The sequence below is a fragment of the Microbacterium sp. NPDC089987 genome (genome assembly GCF_044748505.1).
GTDB lineage: Bacteria > Actinomycetota > Actinomycetes > Actinomycetales > Microbacteriaceae > Microbacterium.
The window spans coordinates 768,312-786,215 of record NZ_JBIVGE010000002.1 but is presented as its reverse complement, the minus strand read 5'-3'; the positions used below and the strand labels follow the sequence as shown (position 1 = coordinate 786,215).

Sequence of the window (17,904 nt, the reverse complement as noted above, 5' to 3'; positions counted from 1 at the left end):
TCAGGACTCCTTCCAGTCACCGGCCAGCTCGACCACCGCAGCGACGGCCTCGCGCACCTGCTCGGGCGTGCCGCCGGCCCGGCCCGCGACCAGACCGGCGACGAATGCGCTGAACGGCGCGGCGGGCCTGGCGACCCCGTTGGCGACGTCGCGCGCGAGGTCGAGGATCAGGCTGATCGGCACGTCTTCGGCATCCAGGCCGAACCGCTCGCGCAGCGCGAGCGCCCACTCGTCGAGCGCCTCCGGGGGCAGGGTGCGGGGTGATTCGCTCACGGGCTCCTCCTCGAATGCGGCGCGCACACGCGCCAGATCCGCCGGTGTGTCGATGTCGGCGGTGATCCCATCTTCGTCTGCCAGCCACGTTATATCGAGACCGCCGAGCAGGGCGCGGCACGAAGCGCCGGTGAACTCGCCGGTGAGGGCGTCCACCCCCGCGCGCAGGGCGGCGGTGCGGTAGATGCCGGCGAGCCATTGCGGATGCCCGCCCGCGGTGAACACGATCCCATCGGCGCCTGACGCGGCGGCGCACGCCGCTGTCTTCAGGCGCGCGGCCACACCGTCGACATGCGGCAGGTCGCCGGCGAGCACGAGCATCCATTCCGGCACGCCCTCGTCGCCTGCTCCGTCGTCGAGAGCGGACACCGCTGCGGCGATGCCGGCAGCGGGACCGGCGAACGGCGGCTCCTCGCGCACCCACCGCACGGGTGCGTCGGGGTCGAGCTCTGGTCCCACGACGAGGATCGGCGCGCATCGGGCATCCGTCGCCGCGGTGACCGCCCGGGAGAGCAGCGTCTGACCGCCCACCTCGAGCAGGGGCTTGAAGCCGCCGCCCAGGCGGGTGGAGCGCCCGCCGACGAGCAGGATCGCGCCGAGGGTGAACGGTGTCATTCGCCGGGCCGCCGCCATGATCCGCTGCGGCCGCCCTCCTTCGCGGTGATGCGCAGGTTCTCGATCGACGCCGACTTGTCGACGCCCTTGATCATGTCGATCACCGACAGCGCGGCGACCGAGACGGCGGTGAGAGCCTCCATCTCGACGCCGGTGCGATCGGCGGTGCGCACGGTCGCCTCGATGGCCACGCCCTCGTCTTCGATGTCGAGGTCGACGACCGCGCCGTGCACGCCGATGACGTGTGCGAGCGGCAGCAGCTCGGGAGTGCGCTTGGCTGCCTGGATGCCCGCGATGCGCGATACCGCGAGCACGTCGCCCTTGGGTACCGAGCCGTCGCGCAGCAGCGCCACGGTTTCGGCCGCGCAGCGCACGAATCCGCGTGCGGTGGCGGCGCGCACGGTCGGCGTCTTCTCGGTGACGTCGACCATGCGGGCGTGTCCGGCGGAATCCAGGTGGGTGAAGGTCATCACAGCTCCATGACTTCGATGAGGTCGCCGGCGGAGACCTGCTCCGTCTCGGCGGGGACGATGGCATACGCCTCGGCGGAACCGAGACCAACGCTGAGGTGCGAGCCCGATCCGCCGGCGGTCGCGGGGCGCACGAGCGGGCAGGCGGGATCGGTGCGGTCGATCACCGCGGGGAGGTACTGCCGGCGCCCGGGCGGAGTGCGCCAGTCGGCTCCTGCGCGCAGGTGCTGCCGCGGCCGGTGGATGCTGGCCCGCCCCTGCATGCGCAGGAGCGCCGGCCGCACGAACACCTCGAACGACACGGCGGCGCTGACAGGGTTGCCCGGCAGGCCGAACATCAGCATCCCGTCGGCGGTCGCACCGAAGCCCTGGGGTTTGCCGGGCTGCATGGCGACCTTGGTGAACTCCATGTCGTCTCCGAGGCTCTGCTTGACGACCTCGTAGGCCCCGGCGCTGACGCCGCCGGAGAAGACGATCGCGTCGGCGTCGAGCTCTTTCGCCTCGGCTACCGCGTCGGCCGGTCCGTCACCCTCGTCGTCGACCACGCGGCGCAGCACGATCTCGGCGCCGGCTTCCGCGGCGAGCCCGGCGAGCAGGATGCCGTTCGACTCGGGGATCTGGCCGCGCTGCAGGGGCGTGCCCGGCGCGACGAGCTCGGAGCCGGTGGAGACGACGGCCACCCGCGGTCGCCGTGCGACCTCGACGCGCGCGACGCCGGCGGACGCCAGTGCCGCCAGCTGCCGCGGACCGAGCAGCGTTCCGGCGGTGAGCACGACCTGCCCTGCGGTGATGTCGGCGCCTGCGCGGCGGATGTGCGCGTTCTGAGCCTTCGGCGCCCGCTGCACGACCGCCGTGTCGAGCGAGCCGGCCAGCCCGCTGGCGGTGTCTTCGAACGGCACGATCGCGTCGGCGTCGGTCGGCGCCGGTGATCCGGTCATGATGCGCGCGGCCTGCCCCGGTGCGATCGCCGGGTTGAGCGCGCTGCCGGCGGGGATGTCAGCGATGACGCGCAGGCTGACGGGGTTCTCGGGACTCGCCTGCGCGACGTCAGCCCAGCGGACGGCGAAGCCGTCCATGGCGGAGTTGTCGAAGACCGGCACAGCGCTGACCGCGCGAGCGTCGGATGCCAGGGTCAGGCCGTGCGCCTCATCGAGCAGCACAGTGATGGGCGGGCGCTGCCGCACCTCGGCGAGCACGATCTCGAGCTGCTCTTCGACGGTTCTCATGCGGTCGCCTCGTGCTCGAACTCTTCTGTTGGGGAGGACTTCGCGCCGTGCGGAGGAGCCTGCTCGGCGGGCTCTCCTCCCGAGGCGGCGTTCTCCTCCCGAGCGCGCGGCGCCTCGGCGGGCAGCGCGGCGTTCCAGGCATCCATCCCCCCGGCCAGCACGACGGCATCGGCACCGACGGCGCGCAGCGCTTCGGCCGCGCGTCGCGCGCGCACTCCGGCCTGGCAGATCACGACGGTGCGACGGGGGTCGATCGCGGACGGCTCGGCGAGCACCTGCGCCAGCGGCACGTGCGTCGCGCCGGGGATCATGCCGGTGGCGATCTCGGCATCCTCCCGGACGTCGATCAGCAGCGTCCCGGCTTCCGATTCGGTGGGGAGGTCGGCGACCGTGATGTGCGGGGTGGTCGGCTTCGAATCGGAGGTCGCCGTCGGGCGAGCGCGCGATGAGCGCAGCGGCACCTCGCTCGTCTTGGCTCGCAGGGCGTCGATGACGAGCACTCGACCCAGCAGCGGATCGCCGATGCCGGTGATGAGCTTGATCGCCTCCATCGCGAGGATGGACCCGGCCTGCAGGCAGAGGGCTCCGAAGACGCCGACCGCAGCGCAGGTGGGCAGCTCGCCCACGCTCCCCTCGGGGTAGAGATCGGCGAGCACGACGGCGTCGGCGCCCTCCGGCGGCGACGACCAGAACACGGTGATCTGGGCGGCGAACTCCTGGATCACGCCCCAGACCAGCGGGATGCCGAGGCGCTCGGCTGCGGCGGCCACCAGCAGACGCGTCTCGAAGGTGTCGGTGCCGTCGATCACCAGGTCGGCGCCGGCGAGCAGGTCGACGGCGTTGTCGGATGCCAGTCGCGAACGCAGCGGTCTGACGATGGTCTCGGGCGACAGGTCAGCGGCGACGCGGACGGCGCTGTCGACCTTGGGCCGGCCGACATCGCCGCGGCGGTGCATGACCTGTCGCTGCAGGTTCGACAGCTCGACATCGTCGTCGTCGATGATCGTCAGCGTTCCGATCCCGGCCGCGGCGAGCGCGAGCACGACGGGCGCTCCGAGTCCGCCCGCCCCCACGACCGCGACGTGCGCGGCACGCAGCCGGCGCTGTCCGAGCTCGCCCAGACCGGCGAGCACCTGGTGGCGCGCAGTGCGCAGACGCTCGGCGTCACTCAGAGCGGCGACGGGCTCGACGAGAGGGGGCAGGGACATACTCCGAGCGTACGGTTCGCACGCGTGCCGAGCCAGCACCGCTCGCCGGGAAAAGCCGGAGGCATGCGCTCGCCGCGCCGCAGATGCGGAGTTTTCCAGCCGCCAGATCTGGATGTGCGGGAATCGCACGGCTAGAGTCAGCGCATGACCTCGTATCGCATCGCCGACGCCGCTCGTCTGCTCGGTGTCAGCGACGACACCGTGCGGCGCTGGATCGACCACGGTGCTCTGCCCGTGACCGGCGACTCCCCCGCCCGCATCCCGGGAGCCGCTCTCGCCGAGCACGCACAGCGCCTGGCCGACGCGCCCGGCGACGATTCCGATCTGCTCACCAGCGCGCGCAACCGCTTCACGGGTCTCGTCACGCGTGTGCAGATCGACGGGGTGATGGCCCAGGTCGACATCCAGGCCGGGCCGCACCGGGTGGTGTCGCTGCTGTCGTCCGAGGCGGCTCGCCAGCTCGATCTGCAGCCCGGTTCGCTCGCCTCTGCCGTGATCAAGGCGACCAACGTGATCGTGGAGACGCCGAAGGGGACGTTGCGGTGATGCTGCGCCGGATCGGGATCGTCACGCTGCTCGGCGTGCTGCTGCTCACGGGCTGCACGTCCGCGCCCGGCGGCGACAGCCTCGATCCGAACGGCGAGAAATCGGGGCCGGGCACCGAGCAACCAGGTCCGACTGGCGAGGTCACCGTGTTCGCCGCCGCGTCGCTGCGGAGCGCGTTCGATGAGATCGCCGTCGCGTTCGAAGAGCAGTACCCGAGCGTGTCCGTGAACGCCATTGTGTACGACGGATCCAGCACCCTCGTGGCTCAGCTGATCGAGGGCGCACGCGCCGACGTGCTGGCCACCGCCGACGAGCGCAGCATGCAGTCGCTCATCGACAGCGGGCTCGCCGCCGACCCGCAGCTGTTCGCCTCCAACACGCTGGTTGTTGCCGTGCCCGCCGGAAACCCCGGTGATGTCGAGACGCTCGCCGACCTCGCCGACGCGGTGACCGTGCTCTGCGCCCCTCAGGTGCCCTGTGGCGCCGCGACCGCGACGCTGCTCGAGGCCGCTGATGTGCGTGTCACTCCGGCGAGCCAGGAGCAGAACGTCACCGCGGTGCTGCAGAAGGTCGCAGCGGGTGAAGCGGATGCCGGGCTCGTCTACGCCACCGATGTGGTCGGCGACGATGAGGTGCAGAGCTTCGCCCCCGAGGGCGCCGACGAGGTCGTCAACCGCTACCCGATCGTGGCGCTGAAGGATGCCGAGGAGACGGGAACCCTCTTCGCCGACTTCGTGCGCGGCCCTGAGGGGCAGCGGATTCTGCAGCGGCTCGGATTCGGGGCACCGTGACGGTCGATGCCGCTCCCGGCCTCCGCCCGACCGCTCGGCGCGGCGGCATCCGCGACACCGGCACCGGCACGCCGTTCACCCTGATCGCCCCGGCGGTCCTCGGCGTGCTGCTGCTGATCCTTCCGCTGCTGGCGCTGATCACCCGGGCATCCTGGGCGACGCTCTGGCAGGACATCACCTCTCCCGTCGCTCTCGACGCGCTGCGGCTCTCCCTCGTCAGCGGCTTGGCCGCCACCGCGCTGTGCCTGGTGCTCGGACTTCCGCTGGCGCTGCTGATGGCACGCTCAGGACCTCGCGGGTCCGCCCTGCTGCGAGCTCTGGTCGCGGTGCCGCTGGTGCTGCCGCCGATGGTCGGCGGGGTCGCGCTGCTGTTCCTGTTCGGCAGGACCAGCCCGGTCGGGCGGACGCTGTCGGATGCCTTCGACCTGACCTTGCCGTTCACGCCGACGGCGGTCGTGCTCGCGCAGGCGTTCGTCGCTCTGCCGTTCCTCGTGCTCGCCGTGGAGGGCACCATCCGCAGCGTCGGCGGCCGCTATGAGCGCACCGCGGCGACGCTCGGCGCCCGGCCGTGGCGGGTCCTGTGGCGGGTGACGCTGCCGCTCGCGGGGCCGGGGATCGTGGTCGGTGTGATCCTGTGCTTCGCTCGGGCCATCGGCGAGTTCGGTGCGACCGCGCTGTTCGCCGGCAACGCCCCCGGCGTGACGCAGACGATGCCGCTGGCGATCTACACGGCGTTCAACGGCGCCGGCACCGGTCGAGAGACGGCGGTCGCCCTGTCGATCCTGCTGCTCGCGACCGCGGTCGTGGTGCTGCTGCTGGTGCGCGCCTGGCGACCGGGAGCGCTGAAGTGACGGGCGCTCTCGACGCGCACGTCGTCGTCGCGCACGCCGGTCTCGACGTGCACCTGTCGCTGGGTCACGGCGAGGTGCTCGCCGTGATGGGTCCGAGCGGCGCGGGTAAGACGACGCTGCTGGATGCTATCGCGGGCCTCACCCGTCTCGACGCAGGACACGTCGACATCGACGGCGACCGGCTGGCGGATGCCACGCAGCACATTCCCCCGTCGCGGCGCGCGATCGGCCTGCTCGGGCAGGATCCGCTGCTGTTCCCGCACATGACCGCCATCGGCAACATCGCGTTCGCCGCCCGATCGGCTGGTTCGTCTCGCGGCGAGGCGGTCGCGGTCGCCGAGGAGTGGATGCCCCGCATCGCCCTCGATGGGCTCGGCGATCGCCGGCCCGACCAGCTCTCCGGGGGCCAGCGTCAGCGCGTGGCACTCGCCCGCGCCCTCGCCGCGCGACCGCGTCTGCTGCTGCTCGACGAGCCGTTCAGCTCACTGGATGTGCTGGCCGCCGCGCAGCTGCGCGAGGTCGTCCGCGAGCAGCTGCACGGCACGACGACGATCGTCGTCTCGCACACGGTCGCCGACGCTCATGCCCTCGCCGACCGCCTGCTGATCCTCGAGGGCGGCCGGATGACTCAAGAGGGCCCACTTCATGAGGTGCTGGCCGTCCCGAGCACTCCGTTCGCCCAGGCCGTCGCGGCCTCCGCGTAGAGCTCAGAGCTCAGAGCTCAGAGCTCAGAGCTCAGAGCTCAGAGCCACCGTGGACCGTTTCGACTCGCTTCGCTCGCTCAACGACCGGGAAGGGGTTGTCAGTGCGCGGAGAGGGCGCAGGGACGTTTCCGGCGTGAGCATCGGGGAGGGACCCGCGAAGCGGGAGGGGCACCCGTTCTGCGAACGAAGGGAACGTCCCGGAGCCCGCCCTTCGACAGGCTCAGGGACCCAGGCGGGTCAGGGGCGGCGCAGGCGGGTCAGGGGCGGCGCAGGCGGGTCAGGGGCGGCGCAGGCGCGCGGGGTCGGGGGTCGACACCGGGTCCCAGCCGCGCTTCGGCGACCGCGAGCCGCGGTGGTCGTCGCGTGAGCGGTACACGATGTACGGCCGGAACAGGTACCCGACCGGCGCCGAGAACACGTGCACCAGGCGCGTGAACGGCCACAGCGCGAACAGCAGGCACGCCGTGATCACGTGCAGCTGGAACAGCAGCGGCACCTCGAGCATCAGCTCGGGCCGGGGGCGGAAGATCATCAGCTCGCGCATCCACGGCGAGATGGTCTCGCGGTAGTGGAATCCCGATCCGAACACCTGGTACACGAAGGTCGCCAGGGTGCCGAATGCCAGAGTCGCGCCGAGGAACACGAACATGATCTTGTCCATCACGGTCGTCGCGAGGAACACCGCGGGAACCGTACGGCGCCGGAAGATGAGGATGGCGAGCCCGGCGAGGGTCAGCACCGCGGCGAACGAGCCGAGCACGGTCGCGCCGATGTGGTAGATCTCCTCGCTGATCCCGATGGCGTACAGCCACTCGCGTGGGATGAGCAGGCCGACGACATGGCCGGCGATGACCATGAGGATGCCGAGGTGGAACATCGGCGAGCCCCAGCGCAGCATCCGGTTCTCGTAGCTCTGCGACGACCGCGTCGTCCATCCGAACTTGTCGTACCGGTAGCGCCAGATGTGTCCGAGGATGAAGACGGCCGCGCACACATACGGCAGTGCCACCCAGAGCAGGAACTGCATGGTGTTCATGATCACTCCCCAGATCGCACAGAGCGGAAGGCGGGCATGGGCAGGCTCATGCCGACGGTCTCGGTCGGCGGGCCTTCGTTGACGAGCGCGAGCACGCGCTCGCGGGTGCGCTGGTCGACCTTCGGCAGCGACAGCGTGATCGCGCGCACGACGTCGGCCCAGGGACTGTCCATGCCCTCGAGCGCGGCGCGCAGCACCTCGATGCCCTCGCGGTGCGCGGCGAGCACGGCGTCGGCGACGTCGGACTGCGATCGTGCCGAGAACTCCAGCACGGCGGGCAGGTAGTCGGGCAGCTCGGCCGCGTCGAACTCCCAGCCGGCCGCGCGGTACGCGTCGAGGAACGTGACCAGCGCCGTGCCGCGGCGGCGGGTGTCGCCGGTGGCGTAGTAGCTGAGGTACAGCGAGCACTTGCGCTTGAGGTCGAAGGTGGTCACGTATCGCTGCTGCCAATCGGATGCCCCGGCCTCGCGCGCCCGACCAAGGAACTGCCGCATCGGCTCGGCGACGACCGCCGGCAGCGTGGCGGTGTGCGCCGCGAACACGTCGAGCCGCTCGAACCACTGCGCGTCGGGGTAGTCGAGCAGGAGGGATGCCAGCATGTGCACGGTCTGCCGCTGCGCGCCGGTGAGGGATGCCGGTGCCAGGGCGTCCGGAAGCCGACGTCGCGGCGTGACGCGAGGAGGAAGGACGGTGCTCACGAGGCACCCGCCGAGTCGTCGTCGTACTGGCGCGGTTCGGCGCGATCCGATGGCGGGAACAGCCCGTGAGGGCGACCGTTGCCATCCCAGTTGAGCAGGTTGACGCGCCCGCCCGTCGAGGGCCGGTCGGCGGTCTGCCGGTCGGCGAGCGCGTGGAAGTTCTCCACGGCGACGGGCACCGAGGTGCCGCTGGCCGCGCCGAACGGGCCGCCAGCGCCGCCCATGCCAGGCCCGCCGTCGTAGTCGAGCGAGCAGGCCATCTCCTCGAGCTCGTGCGCGCGCTCGGAGTGCGCGGCGGGGATCACGTAGCGCTCCTCGTACTTCGCGATGGCGAGCAGCCGGTACATCTCCTCGATCTCCGTGCCGGTCATGCCGACCGCGTTCGCGATCCGCTCGTCGCGCTCGTCGTCGATGCTGACTCCGCGCATGTACGAGCGCATGGCGGCGAGCTTGCGCAGCGACGCGTCGACCGGTGCGATGTCACCGGCGGTGAACAGCTCGGCGAGGTAGCCGATCGGGATGCGCAGCTTGTCGATCGCGGCGAACAGCGTCCTGGCATCCTCCCCGTCGTTGCCCGAGCCGGTGACGACGTCGACGACCGGCGAGAGCGGCGGGATGTACCAGACCATCGGCATCGTGCGGTACTCGGGGTGCAGCGGCAGCGCCACCTCGTAGTCGTGAATGAGCCGCCAGACGGGGCTGCGCTGGGCGGCTTCGATCCAGTCCTCGGGGATGCCATCGCGCCGCGCCGCCTCGATCACGGCAGGGTCGTGCGGATCGAGCAGCACCGACCGCTGCGCGGCCAGCAGCTCGTGCTCGTCCTCCACGGCCGCGGCCTCCGCGACGCGGTCCGCGTCGTAGAGCACGAGGCCGAGATAGCGCAGCCGGCCGACGCAGGTCTCCGAGCACACGGTCGGCAGGCCGACCTCGATGCGCGGATAGCACATGGTGCACTTCTCGGCCTTGCCGGTCTTGTGGTTGAAGTAGACCTTCTTGTACGGGCATCCCGAGACGCACATCCGCCAGCCGCGGCAGGCGTCCTGATCGACCAGCACGATGCCGTCCTCTGCGCGCTTGTACATCGCGCCGGAGGGACAGGATGCCACGCACGACGGGTTCAGGCAGTGCTCGCAGATGCGCGGCAGGTAGAACATGAAGGCCTTCTCGAACTCGGCCTTCACCTCTTCGCTCATCTTCTGCAGGATCGGGTCGTCCTGCATGGTCTCGATCGAGCCGCCGAGGTCGTCGTCCCAGTTGGCCGACCACTCGACCTTCATGTCCTTGCCGGTGATCAGGCTCTTCGGGCGGGCGACGGGGGTGTGCGCGCCGCTGGGCGCGTTCACGAGCATGTCGTAGTCGTAGGTCCACGGCTCGTAGTAGTCGTCGATCTCGGGGAGCTTCGGGTTCGAGAAGATGCGCGCCAGCTTCGCGAGGCGACCGCCCGAGCGCAGCCGCAGCCGGCCGCGCTTGTCGCGCACCCAGCCGCCGCCCCACTTCTCCTGGTCCTCGTAGCCGCGCGGGTAGCCGACGCCGGGTCGGGTCTCGACGTTGTTGAACCAGACGTACTCGACGCCGGTCCGGTTCGTCCATGCCTGCTTGCACGTCACCGAGCAGGTGTGACATCCGATGCACTTGTCGAGGTTCATCACCATCGACATCTGGGCCATGACCTTCATCGGTACTGCACCTCCTGGTTGCGGCGGCGGATCGTGGTGACCTCGTCGCGCTGGTTGCCGGTGGGTCCGAGATAGTTGAACGCCCAGGCCAGCTGCGCGTAGCCGCCGATGAGGTGGCTGGGTTTGAGCAGGATGCGGGTGAGGGAGTTGTGGATGCCACCGCGCTGACCGCTCATCTCACTCAGCGGCACGTCGACCGTGCGGTCCTTCGCGTGATACATGTACACCGTGCCCTCAGGCATCCGGTGCGAGACGTTCGCGCGGGCGACGACGACGCCGTTGCGGTTGTACGACTCGATCCAGTCGTTGTCGCGCACCCCGATCTTCTCGGCGTCCTTCGGACTCATCCAGATCGTGGGGCCGCCGCGCGAGAGCGACAGCATGAACAGGTTGTCCTGGTACTCGGAGTGGATCGACCACTTCGAGTGCGGGGTCAGGTAGCGCACGTGCACCTCGGTGTGCGTGCTCTTGCCCGGCACGACGTCGCCGAACAGCCGGTGCATGTCGAGCGGCGGCCGGTAGATCGGCAGTGCCTCGCCCAGCTCGTCCATCCAGTCGTGGTCGAGGTAGAAATGCTGGCGCCCGGTGAGGGTGTGCCAGGGCTTGAGGTGCTCGACGTTGATGGCGAACGCCGTGTAGCGGCGGCCGCCGTGCTCCGATCCCGACCACTCCGGCGAGGTGATCACGCTGCGCGGCTGCACCGAGACGTCCTGGAAGCTCAGGTGGGTGCCCTCGTGCTCGTCGGCGAGGAAGGTCATCTTCTGCCCAGTGTGCTTCTCGAGCTTCTCGAAGCCCTGCACGGCGAGGCGCCCGTTGCTCGTCCCCGACATCGCCAGGATCATCTCGCAGGCGCGCTTGTCGCTGTCCAGGCGCACGCTGCCCGCGTACGGGCCGGTGGTGACGGTGCCGTTGAGGCGCTTGAGTCGCTCGATCTCGGGCTCGGCGCGGTAGGTGATGCCCTTGGTCGTGAGTCCCAGCTTCTCGGTCAGCGGTCCGAGGGACTTCCACCGCTCGGCGAGGTTGGGATAGTCGCGCTCGACGACGGTCAGCTTCGGCATGGTGACCCCTGGCACGCGCGGCAGGTCCTGCACCCGACCGTGCGGGGTGGCCATCACGTCGGGGGTGTCGTGCTGCAGCGGCGTCGCGACGACGTCGCGTCGCACGCCGAGGTGCGTGCGCGCCATCTCGCTGAACTTCTCGGCGAGGATGCGGAACGTGTCGAAGTCCGTCTTCGTCTGCCACGGCGGTGCGATCGCGGGGTTGAAGGCGTGGATGAATGGATGCATGTCTGTCGACGACAGGTCGTGCTTCTCGTACCAGGTGGCCGCCGGAAGCACGATGTCGCTGAACAGCGTGGTGCTGGTCATCCGGAAATCGGCGGTCATCAGCAGGTCGAGCTTGCCCTCCGGCGCCTTGTCGCGCCAGGTCATCGAGGCGGGCCGGGAGCCCTCGGGCGCCTCGTGTGCGCGCACCGACGCGTCGGTGCCGAGCAGGTGCTTGAGGAAGTACTCGTTGCCCTTGCCAGACGAGCCCAGCACGTTCGCGCGCCAGATGTTCATCACGCGCGGGAAGTTCTCCGGAGCGTCGGGATCCTCCACGGCGAAGGCCAGCGAGCCGTCGTCGAGGCTGTCGACGATGTGCTGCGCGGGATCCTTGCCGGCGGCCTCGGCCTCGTCGGCGAGGTGAAGCGGGTTGCGGTCGAAGGTCGGGTAGCTCGGCATCCATCCGCGCTGGACGGACTCGACCAGACAGTCGGCGGTCGTGCGGCCCTCGAATCTGCCCAGGCCCAGCGGGGATGCCAGCTGGTCGGCCGGCAGCCCGTCGTAGCGCCACTGGTCGGTGGCGAGGTAGAAGAACGCCGTGCCGATGGTGTGCCGCGGTGGCCGGTTCCAGTCGGCGGCAGCCGCGTACTGCTGGTAGCCGGTGATCGGGCGGACCTTCTCCTGCCCGACGTAGTGCGCCCAGCCGCCGCCGTTCACGCCCTGGCATCCGGTCATCGTCGTCAGCGCGAGGAAGGTGCGGTAGATGGTGTCGGAGTGGAACCAGTGGTTCGCGCCCGCGCCCATGATGATCATCGACCGGCCGCCGCTGCGCTCGGCGTTGTCGGCGAACTCCCGCGCGATGCGGGCGGCCTGCGCGGCCGGCACGGAGGTGTGCTCCTCCTGCCAGGCGGGTGTTCCCGGGCTGGAGGCGTCGTCGTAGCCGGCGGCCCACTGCCCCGGCAGACCGTCGCGGCCGACGCCGTACTGCGCGAGCATGAGGTCGAAGACCGTGGTGACCGTCTTGCCGGCGACGGTGCGCACCGGCACGCCGCGGGTGACTGCGCCGGATCCGCCGGCGTGCTCCTGACCGGGCTCGGGGCTCAGGTCGAAGCGCGGCAGGCGCACCTCTGCAGCCTCGCCCGTCCAGTCCGCGAGGTCGGCGACCGACAGCGGCGGAACCACATCACCGAGGTCGAGGTTCCAGCGGCCCTCGTCCTCGGGGGTGAAGCGGTGCCCGAGCGAGCCGTTGGGCACGACAGCAGTGCCGTCGGCGTCCATCAGCACGGGCTTGAAGTCGGCGCGCGGCTGCGCGGCGTCGGCGCCGTCGAGGTCGGAGGCGGTGACGAACTTGCCGGGCACCAGGCCGCCGTCGCGCTGCTCGAGCTCGACGAGGAACGGCGCGTCGGTGTATCGGCGCATGTAGTCCTCGAAGCGCTCGGTGCGCTTCTCGACGAAGTGCTCGCGCAGGATGACGTGACCCATCGCGAACGCCAGGGCGCCGTCGGTGCCGGGGTGCGGGGCGACCCACTCGTCGGCGAACTTGGTGTTGTCGGTGTAGTCGGGCGAGACGGTGATGACCTTCTGGCCGCGGTAGCGCGCCTCCGCCATGAAGTGCGCGTCAGGGGTGCGGGTGACGGGCACGTTCGAGCCCCACATGATCAGGTAGCCGGCGTTGAACCAGTCGGCCGACTCGGGCACGTCGGTCTGGTCGCCGAACACCTGGGGACTGGCGACGGGGAGGTCGGCGTACCAGTCGTAGAACGACAGCATGGTGCCGCCGATGAGGTTCATGAACCGGGAGCCTGCGCCGTGCGAGACCATCGACATCGCCGGGATCGGCGAGAACCCCGCCACGCGGTCGGGGCCGTAGACCTTGACCGTGTACACGTGGGCGGCGGCGGCGATCTCCATGACCTCGTCCCACGTGGTGCGCACCAGGCCGCCCTTGCCGCGGACGCGCTTGTACGCCCTGGCCTTCACGGGGTCCTCGACGATCGACGCCCAGGCGTCGACCGGGTCGGGATGCTGCGCCTTAGCCTCGCGGTAGAGGCGGGCGAGCGTGTCACGGATGTAGGGGTACCGCACCCGGGTCGGCGAGTAGGTGTACCAGCTGAACGCCGCGCCGCGCGGGCAGCCGCGGGGCTCGTACTCGGGCGAGTCCGGACCGACGCTCGGATAGTCGGTCTGCTGCGCCTCCCAGGTGATGATGCCGTCCTTGACGTACACCTTCCACGAGCACGATCCGGTGCAGTTCACCCCGTGCGTGGAGCGCACCACCTTGTCGTGCGACCAGCGGTCGCGGTAGAACGAATCGCCCGATCGGCCGCCCTGCAGGAAGACCGCGCGCAGGTCCTCCGAGGTCTCGCCCGGCCGCACGAAGCGGCCCATGTTGAGCAGTGCGTCGGCGAGCGGACCATCGGTCGCGGCATCGCGGTGAGTACTTGTTCCGGGGGTCATCTCTGTTCCTTCCGGAGAACGGCTGGTACTCCAGCATCCTGTCCGGGAGGCGGCGATGAGGCAAGCACGCGCCGTTTTTATTCATCTCCGCGCAGATTGTTCCGCACGACTTTTCTCCGGCTCGGGACGTAGCCAGCGCGCGCGAAGCACGCTACCGTCGCCGGTATCGAAGGGATGCACGATGACTGCCGCCACCACCTCCCCCGCACCGCCGTCGACCGCGCTGAAGGGCGGTCTCGGGCAGGTGCTGCTCGCCACCCTCGCCTCGACCATCGCGTTCTGGGCATGGATGTCGATCTCGCCGCTCCAGAAGACCTACGCCACCGAGATGGGCCTCGATGAGGGGCAGATATCCCTCATGCTCGCCACGCCGGTGCTGGTCGGCGCCCTGGGTCGCATCGTCGTCGGCGCGATGACCGACCGCTTCGGCGGGCGGAAGATGTTCACGTTCGTGCTGCTGCTCTCGGCGCCGGCGGTGCTGCTGGTGGCGCTCGCCGGCAGCATCCGCAGCTTCCCGCTGCTGATGATCGCGGGTTTCTACCTGGGCGTGGCGGGCACCATCTTCGCCGCCGGGGTGCCCTTCTCGGGCGCCTGGTTCCCACCCGAGCGACGCGGCTTCGCCACCGGCGTGTTCGGCATGGGCATGATCGGCACGGCGGTGTCGGCGATGTTCACCCCGCGGCTCGCGCAGGACATCGGCTATCTGCCCACCCACCTGCTGATCGCCGCCGCGCTGGTCGTGATGGCGGCGCTGGTCTGGTTCTTCATGCGCGAATCGCCGCAGTGGCAGCCGAACCACGAGAAGCTGGTGCCGAAGGTGATCGGCGCGCTGAAGCTGCCGGTGACCTGGGAGATGGCGTTTCTCTACGGCATCGTGTTCGGCGGATTCGTGGCCTTCTCGACCTTCCTCCCGAAGTACCTCACGACGATCTACCCGGACGACGTCGACGCGCTCGGCGCCGGCATGCGCACCGCCCTGTTCGCCACGGCAGCCGTGGTGGCGCGTCCGATCGGCGGCGTGCTGGCGGATCGCTTCGGCCCGAAGGTGATCTCGCTCATCTCCCTGGGCGGGATCGTGAGTCTCGCCTACATCGTCGGTCAGCAGCCGGCCGAGGGCATCGTCACCGGCGTCACGTTCATCCTGATGGCGTCGGCGATGGGCCTGGGCATGGGCGCCGTGTTCGCCTGGATCGGCCCCTCGACTCCGAAGGAGAAGGTGGGAGCGGTCAGCGGCGTGGTCGCCGCAGCCGGCGGTCTGGGCGGCTACTTCCCGCCGCTCGTGATGGGCGCGACCTACGACGCGTCGACCAACTCGTACCACCTCGGCCTGTGGCTGCTGGTGCTGGTCGGAGCATTCGCCCTGGTCGTCGCCGGGATGCTGAGGGATGTGGGCCGCAAGGGGGCCTGAGCCAGGGCATCCCGGAGGCCGGGGCGTCCGGTCAGCCGGGCGTCTGGCCGGCCGGGCATCCGGCCAGGCATCCGGTCAGCCGGGCATCCGCTCAGCGGAGGATGACCGGAAGGGTCGCCCACCCCGCCAGCGGCGGCAGGTGCCGGGTGGGCTGCCGACCGTGCGCGAACTGGATGCCATCGGTGCCCTCCAGCAGGGCGACGGCGATGGCACGGAGCTCGGCGTACGAGAGATCTCGGCCGGGGCAGACGTGCGGACCCGCGCCGAAGACGAGGTTGTGCTCGCCATGCGCGTGCGGGTCGAAGCCCGGCGAGAAGACATCCGGGTCGAGGTTCGCGGCGGTCCAGTCGAGCAGCACCGGCGAGCCTGCGTCGAGAACCACGCCGGACGGGGTCGTCACCGGGCAGGTGGTGACCCGCTTGTTGGCCACGAACGGGTCGTCGATCCGCAGGCACTCGCCGAGGATCGCGTCGAGCTCGGCAGAGTCCGCGGACACGCGTCCCGCCAGCGTCCGCATGCGCTCCTGCCATCGGGGATGCTCGGCGAGACGATGCACCACGACACCCACGCAGCGGGCCAGGGAGCCGAGATCGCCGGCCGTCCAGTTGCGCAGGATCGAGACGATCTCATCGTCGGTCAGCGCGCGGCCCTGCACGCGCTCGGCGAGCAGTCGATGCGTGGCGTCGTCGGCGGTGCCGTCACGCTCTGACCCGTCGCGGTGCGCGGCGACCTGCCGGCTCACGATCTCGTCGAACCACGCGGCCACTGCGGCGTTGCGGGAGCTGTCGGCCGCACGCGCGGCCGCGTAGTTCTCGGCCATCCACTCGCGCAGCTCGGCCTCGATGGAGGCGGGCCAGCCGAGCCAGCGGCACTGAGCGCGTACGGCGAACACCTCTCCGACGTCGGCGACCGCGTCGATCGACTCGTTCCTCGGCAGCGCGGCGACGACCTCGCGTGCGGTCGCCGCCAGCATCGGCTCGAGCGAGGCGACGACCGCGGGAGTCATCTGCCGCTCCACGACATCGCGAAAGGCGCGATGCTCGGCGCCGTCCATGCCGTTCGGCACGTGCAGGTGGTGCGACGTGCGGCTCGAGAACCGCTCTGGATCCTGCGCCGCGGCGATCACATCGTCGTGGCGGGTCAGTCGGATGGGCTCGGTCATCGTGTCTCCTTCAGCCGCTCTCAGGCTAACGGCGAGGCCGAAGAGCCCGACCGTGAGAAAAGACGGTCGAGCGAAGACGCCGCGGCCGGGCATCCCGAGGCGCCGGATGCCGTCGTGTCGGATGCCGAGGATAGCCTTGCTGCATGGCCACCCGCAGACCCGCCCCTCCCGCTTTCGTGTGCTCGGAATGCGGCTGGACGACGGCGAAGTGGGTCGGCCGGTGCGGCGAGTGCCAGCAGTGGGGCACGGTGCAGGAGCAGGGTGTCAAGACCGGGCTGGTGAAGCAGACCGAGGCCGTGGCGCCGCTCGCGAGTCGGGCTGCCCGTCCGATCACGCAGATCACGACCGCCGATGCCCCGCGACGCAGCAGTGGGGTCGGCGAGTTCGACCGCGTGCTGGGCGGGGGCATCGTGCCCGGCGCGGCGATCCTGCTGAGCGGTGAGCCGGGCGTCGGCAAGTCGACGCTGCTGCTGGAGGTGGCGGCATCCACCGCCCGCACGGGCCGTCGCGTGCTGTACGCGAGCGCCGAGGAATCGCCGGCCCAGGTGCGCCTGCGCGCCGAGCGCACGAACGCGCTGCACGACGAGCTGTACCTCGCCAGCGAGACCGACCTCGCGACGATCCTCGGTCACATCGACGAGGTGAAGCCCGATCTGGTGATCGTCGACTCGGTGCAGACCGTGGCATCCGGCCTGATCGACGGCGCCGCCGGCCAGCCGAGCCAGGTGCGTGAAGTGGCTGCGTCGCTCATCCGCGTGGCGAAAGACCGCGGGCTGCCGGTGATCCTCGTCGGGCACGTGACCAAAGACGGGCAGGTCGCCGGTCCCCGGGTGCTCGAGCACCTGGTCGATGTGGTGTGCCACTTCGAGGGTGATCGGCAGACCGCGCTGCGATTCATCCGGGCTCTGAAGAATCGCTTCGGTCCGACCGACGAGGTCGGATGCTTCGAGATGACCGGCGCGGGCATCGCCGAGGTGCCGGACCCAAGCGGCCTGTTCCTCTCGCAGGGCGCGGCAGAGCCCGGAACCTGCGTCGCGATCGCACTGGAGGGTCGGCGCGCGCTGCCGGTCGAGGTGCAGGCGCTGACGATCGAGTCGAACGCGCCCAACCCGCGCCGCGTGGTGCACGGCCTCGATTCATCGCGAGTGGCGATGGTGCTGGCGATCCTCGAGCGGCGCGCGGGCATCGCGACCTCGAAGCTCGACGTGTACGTGTCGACCGTGGGCGGTGTGCGCTTCACCGAGCCGGCCGCCGACCTGGCCATCGCGGTCGCCGTCGCCGGGTCGATCCGGCAGTGGTCCGTGCCGCGCACGGTCGCCGCGGTGGGCGAGCTGTCACTGGCGGGCGAGATCCGGCCGGTGACCCAGGCGCCGCAGCGACGCGGCGAGGCCGCACGACTCGGCTACCAGCAGGTGGTCGACGACCGATCGAAGACGCTGCGCTCCGCGTTGACGGACATCCGCGCGCGGGCCACCGACCGTCGCCCAGAGGCGTCGATCCCGCCGTTCTGACCTGCGACGA

The 17,904-nt window shown here is 70.6% G+C and carries 15 protein-coding genes; 6 read left to right on the top strand and 9 right to left on the bottom strand.

What is annotated here, in order from left to right; genetic code table 11:
- From ACIPV2_RS11350 to ACIPV2_RS11335, 4 genes are read right to left on the bottom strand one after another with little or no spacing between them, the layout of a single operon-like run.
- Window positions 1–888, bottom strand: a complete 888-nt coding sequence (locus ACIPV2_RS11350) for an NTP transferase domain-containing protein (protein WP_400841309.1) — start codon at window positions 886–888, stop codon at window positions 1–3.
- The gene (gene moaC, locus ACIPV2_RS11345) at window positions 885–1,358 is read right to left on the bottom strand and encodes a cyclic pyranopterin monophosphate synthase MoaC (protein WP_101188781.1); all 474 of its coding nucleotides are present in this window, start codon (window positions 1,356–1,358) and stop codon (window positions 885–887) included. Before moaC ends, ACIPV2_RS11350 begins: the two co-directional genes overlap by 4 nt.
- The gene (glp, locus tag ACIPV2_RS11340) at window positions 1,358–2,584 is read right to left on the bottom strand and encodes a gephyrin-like molybdotransferase Glp (protein WP_400841307.1); all 1,227 of its coding nucleotides are present in this window, start codon (window positions 2,582–2,584) and stop codon (window positions 1,358–1,360) included. Before glp ends, moaC begins: the two co-directional genes overlap by 1 nt.
- A complete protein-coding gene (locus ACIPV2_RS11335; protein ID WP_400841305.1) occupies window positions 2,581–3,792 on the bottom strand; it encodes a ThiF family adenylyltransferase in 1,212 nt (403 codons plus the stop codon). The genes glp and ACIPV2_RS11335 overlap by 4 nt, the downstream gene beginning before the upstream one ends.
- Window positions 3,793–3,936: 144 nt before the next feature.
- On the opposite strand from ACIPV2_RS11335, the gene ACIPV2_RS11330 reads away from it, so the two are divergent.
- From ACIPV2_RS11330 to ACIPV2_RS11315, 4 genes are read left to right on the top strand one after another with little or no spacing between them, the layout of a single operon-like run.
- Window positions 3,937–4,338 (top strand): molybdopterin-binding protein, encoded by a 402-nt coding sequence (locus tag ACIPV2_RS11330; RefSeq protein WP_400841303.1) that lies wholly within the window; start codon window positions 3,937–3,939, stop codon window positions 4,336–4,338.
- The gene (modA, locus tag ACIPV2_RS11325) at window positions 4,338–5,129 is read left to right on the top strand and encodes a molybdate ABC transporter substrate-binding protein (protein WP_400841301.1); all 792 of its coding nucleotides are present in this window, start codon (window positions 4,338–4,340) and stop codon (window positions 5,127–5,129) included. Before ACIPV2_RS11330 ends, modA begins: the two co-directional genes overlap by 1 nt.
- Before the next feature lie 47 nt (window positions 5,130–5,176).
- Complete coding sequence (locus ACIPV2_RS11320) at window positions 5,177–5,980, top strand: ABC transporter permease (RefSeq protein WP_400841820.1); 804 nt, start codon at window positions 5,177–5,179, stop codon at window positions 5,978–5,980.
- Window positions 5,977–6,684 (top strand): ATP-binding cassette domain-containing protein, encoded by a 708-nt coding sequence (locus tag ACIPV2_RS11315; protein ID WP_400841299.1) that lies wholly within the window; start codon window positions 5,977–5,979, stop codon window positions 6,682–6,684. The genes ACIPV2_RS11320 and ACIPV2_RS11315 overlap by 4 nt, the downstream gene beginning before the upstream one ends.
- A gap of 277 nt (window positions 6,685–6,961) precedes the next feature.
- Here the strand turns inward: ACIPV2_RS11315 and narI are convergent, their stop codons facing one another.
- The 4 genes from narI to ACIPV2_RS11295 are packed head-to-tail and all read right to left on the bottom strand — an operon-like array spanning window position 6,962 to window position 13,813.
- Window positions 6,962–7,720: a respiratory nitrate reductase subunit gamma gene (narI, locus tag ACIPV2_RS11310; RefSeq protein WP_101188808.1), complete on the bottom strand. Its 759-nt coding sequence runs from the start codon at window positions 7,718–7,720 to the stop codon at window positions 6,962–6,964.
- 2 nt (window positions 7,721–7,722) lie between these two features.
- The gene (narJ, locus tag ACIPV2_RS11305; protein WP_400841296.1) at window positions 7,723–8,418 is read right to left on the bottom strand and encodes a nitrate reductase molybdenum cofactor assembly chaperone; all 696 of its coding nucleotides are present in this window, start codon (window positions 8,416–8,418) and stop codon (window positions 7,723–7,725) included.
- Complete coding sequence (gene narH / locus ACIPV2_RS11300) at window positions 8,415–10,094, bottom strand: nitrate reductase subunit beta (protein ID WP_400841294.1); 1,680 nt, start codon at window positions 10,092–10,094, stop codon at window positions 8,415–8,417. Before narH ends, narJ begins: the two co-directional genes overlap by 4 nt.
- A complete protein-coding gene (locus ACIPV2_RS11295; RefSeq protein ID WP_400841292.1) occupies window positions 10,091–13,813 on the bottom strand; it encodes a nitrate reductase subunit alpha in 3,723 nt (1,240 codons plus the stop codon). The genes narH and ACIPV2_RS11295 overlap by 4 nt, the downstream gene beginning before the upstream one ends.
- Window positions 13,814–13,994: 181 nt before the next feature.
- Between ACIPV2_RS11295 and ACIPV2_RS11290 the strand changes: the two genes are divergently transcribed.
- Window positions 13,995–15,221 (top strand): nitrate/nitrite transporter, encoded by a 1,227-nt coding sequence (locus ACIPV2_RS11290; protein ID WP_400841290.1) that lies wholly within the window; start codon window positions 13,995–13,997, stop codon window positions 15,219–15,221.
- 91 nt (window positions 15,222–15,312) lie between these two features.
- On the opposite strand, the gene ACIPV2_RS11285 is transcribed toward ACIPV2_RS11290, so the two are convergent.
- Window positions 15,313–16,383 (bottom strand): cytochrome P450, encoded by a 1,071-nt coding sequence (locus tag ACIPV2_RS11285; RefSeq protein ID WP_400841288.1) that lies wholly within the window; start codon window positions 16,381–16,383, stop codon window positions 15,313–15,315.
- Between the two features lie 143 nt (window positions 16,384–16,526).
- Between ACIPV2_RS11285 and radA the strand changes: the two genes are divergently transcribed.
- Window positions 16,527–17,894, top strand: coding sequence for a DNA repair protein RadA (radA, locus tag ACIPV2_RS11280; protein WP_101188791.1), 1,368 nt, complete (start codon window positions 16,527–16,529; stop codon window positions 17,892–17,894).
- Window positions 17,895–17,904 lie beyond the last annotated feature (10 nt).